Source organism: uncultured Dialister sp., assembly GCF_937959425.1.
Taxonomy (GTDB): Bacteria; Bacillota; Negativicutes; order Veillonellales; family Dialisteraceae; genus Dialister.
Map to the genome: position 1 here is coordinate 1 of NZ_CALGPS010000003.1, position 2,890 is coordinate 2,890.

Here is a 2,890-nt window from a genome sequence, read left to right on the forward strand (position 1 = left end):
CCGCTATCCTCCGTCGCCTGCGGCGACACCAACGGCCGGGCATTAAGGTGTTCGCTTTATGTGCAGGTTATGCTCAAATAAGAGCCCGGCTCAGAAGCCCTCTGCAGGGCTTCTGCCTTCCAAAGGAAGGAGGCTCTGGCTCTTCGTCATGTACCCTTGGTGACACAAAAGGGATTCCCGTAACGCTGACTTTATAATTCATAGCCGCCGTAGGCGGCTATCCACAACCCTCGGGCCCAAAGGGCCCGTCAAACCTAAGAACCCTCCGGCCGTAAGGCCGGTCAATCTTAAGAACCTTATCCCAAAATCATGAAAATCTACTCTGTAAGCGAATGCGGCCGTCTTCTGGCGGGGCGCATGAAAAAGGACTATATATTCAGCCATGTGGCGGTGCGGGGGACGATTTCCTCTGTGCACTCCCATTTCTCCGGCGTCACTTATTTCACCCTTCTGGGGGAGGAGTCCCGTCTTTTCTGCGTCATCGGCAGGATGGGGAATGCTTTTCTTACCCGGAATCTGGAGAGCGGCATGGAGGCCACGGTGGTGGGGGATATCCGTTACAATGCCTTTTCCGGCTGGCCTTCTCTTTTCGTGGAGCGCATTCTGGATGTGAGGAAGAGCAGCCGTCTGGAAGAGAAGGAAGATATGGTGCGGGAGCTGGAGAAGGCGGGTTATTTCGACCCCTTCCGGAAGAAGTCTCTTCCGCCTTTTCCATTTCACATAGCCATCGTATCGTCGGAAAGCGGCGCCGTGGTGCATGATATCGTAAAGACGGGGCGCATGAGGAATCCCTGCGTCCGTTACACCCTTTACAGCACGTCCGTACAGGGAGCGGGTGCGGCAGCGGATATGGCGGCAAAGATTTCCGAAGCTGCCGGAGCCTCTGATCGGCCGGATGTTATCATCCTGGCCCGGGGCGGGGGAGCGGAGGATGATTTGGCGCCCTTTAATGAAAGGGTGCTGCTGGATGCCATTCATTCCTGTCCCCTGCCGGTGATTTCCGCCCTAGGCCACGAGACGGACACCACGCTGGCGGACCTTACTGCCGACCGCCGGGCTTCCACGCCTACCCAGGCGGCGGAAATCGCCATTCCTGAACGAAAGGCCTGGCTTACCCTGCTTTCGGGGGCCGTAAGGGAGCTGGATGAGGAAAGAAAATCCCGTTTCCTTGAAAAGAGAGAGGAAATCGCAGGGATTCTGGTTTCCATGAGAAATCGGATTTCCCCGGAGCGTCTAAGGAATCTTCGGCTTAAAATCCAATCGCTCATGCTCTCTCTTGACAGGGATAAGGAAAAACATTTGAAATCCCGGTACCGGGATGTACTGGAAACGCTCATCACTATGCAGGAAAGGAGCGGGGGACATGGACAATAAATCGCTCACATTTGAAGAAAGCATGAACGTTTTAAAAGACGCGGCCCGCCGGATTTCTTCCGGTGACGCAGGCATCGATGAAATCGCCGCGGTCTATAAAGAGGGCATGGCAGCCGCTGCCCACTGCCTCTCCATTTTGAATGAAGTGGACGGCGAGCTCACGGTGATTTCACAAAAGACAGAGGAACTCTTGGAAAAGGAGATGGAACCCTATGATTCGGGAAGCGCTGAAGACAAAACAGAAACTCATCAATGACAGGCTGGCGGTCCTTTTGAAAGCGGACCGGGTAGAGCACAAGACCCTCTACGACGCCATGAACTACAGCCTTCTGGCAGGGGGAAAGCGCATCCGGCCCTTCCTCTTCCTTACCGTGCTTGACACTTTAGGAGTGGACAGCAGCCGCTATGTGGACGCCGCCTGCGCTCTGGAATGTGTGCACACCTATTCCCTCATTCATGACGACCTCCCTGCCATGGACAACGATGACTACCGCCGCGGCCGGCTCACCAACCACAAAGTCTACGGCGCCGGCATGGCCACCCAGGCAGGCGACGGACTCTTAACATTCGCTTTCCAGCTCCTGGCGGAGCAGAAAGAAATCAGCCCGGAAATCCGGGTGCAGCTCATAGACATCCTCGCCCGCGCCGCCGGCCCGGAAGGCATGGTAGGTGGTCAGGCCCATGACATGGAAGCGGAAGGGAAACAGCTGACCCTCTCCGAACTCAAAACACTGGACGCCTGCAAAACAGGCTGCCTCCTCACCGCTCCCGTTTCCATGGCCTGCGCCATTGCAGGAACGGCGATGAAGGAAAGACTCCTCCTGGAAACCTTCGCCACCCACCTGGGCCTCCTCTTCCAGATTACCGACGACCTTCTGGATGAAACAGGAAATCTGGAAGACATGGGCAAAATGCCCGGACAGGACGAAAAGGACCATAAATCCACCTTCGTCACCATCCTGGGACTGGAAAAGGCCAAAGCCTTTGCGGAAGAAGAAGCAGCGCTGGCAAAAGAGGCATTGGCAAAACTGCCTTTTGATAGTACAATTCTCTATGAGCTCATAGAACTCATGGTGCATAGGAAGAAGTGAGGGACACGCCCTGCGGGCGTGAGGGTTCAGAGGTTTGACGGGGCTCTCGCCCCGAGGGTTCTCAGTTTTGACGGCCCCAGTGGGGCCGAGGGTTCTGGTGGGCGTCCTCTAAATAATGAAAGGACGCCATTATTATAAAACCTTTACAACTGCCCTGGCGGGCGATGGAAAAGCGGCCCCCTTTGGTGGCTGCGCCACCACCTTCCCCCCTGTTCAGGGGGCACTATGGACGCTCAACATTGTGCCACATGACTCTACAGGAAAGCATAGAGAAACCTATTCTGCCCCCTGAATAGGGGTGGCAAGCGAACGTGATTTGTAGGGGAGCGGTAGCAACCCGAAAATCACGTGAGACGCTTTCCCGTGGAGCAGTCCGGCGCAGCCGGATAGGGGGTGGCCACCGGAGGTGGCCAATTCACCGCTAT

The 2,890-nt window shown here is 56.0% G+C and carries 3 protein-coding genes; all 3 read left to right on the forward strand.

The features are described from left to right. Positions 1 to 309: 309 nt before the first annotated feature. Genes xseA through Q0482_RS00045 form a run of 3 tightly spaced genes read left to right on the forward strand, consistent with a single transcriptional unit; the run spans position 310 to position 2,465 of the window. Positions 310 to 1,374 (forward strand): exodeoxyribonuclease VII large subunit, encoded by a 1,065-nt coding sequence (gene xseA / locus Q0482_RS00035; RefSeq protein ID WP_299141849.1) that lies wholly within the window; start codon positions 310 to 312, stop codon positions 1,372 to 1,374. Then, positions 1,364 to 1,630 carry an exodeoxyribonuclease VII small subunit gene (gene xseB / locus Q0482_RS00040; protein WP_299141854.1) on the forward strand — a complete coding sequence of 89 codons (267 nt, stop codon included), beginning with the start codon at positions 1,364 to 1,366 and terminating at the stop codon, positions 1,628 to 1,630. Before xseA ends, xseB begins: the two co-directional genes overlap by 11 nt. Continuing rightward, positions 1,587 to 2,465, forward strand: coding sequence for a polyprenyl synthetase family protein (locus tag Q0482_RS00045; protein WP_299141857.1), 879 nt, complete (start codon positions 1,587 to 1,589; stop codon positions 2,463 to 2,465). Before xseB ends, Q0482_RS00045 begins: the two co-directional genes overlap by 44 nt. Positions 2,466 to 2,890: the final 425 nt, after the last annotated feature.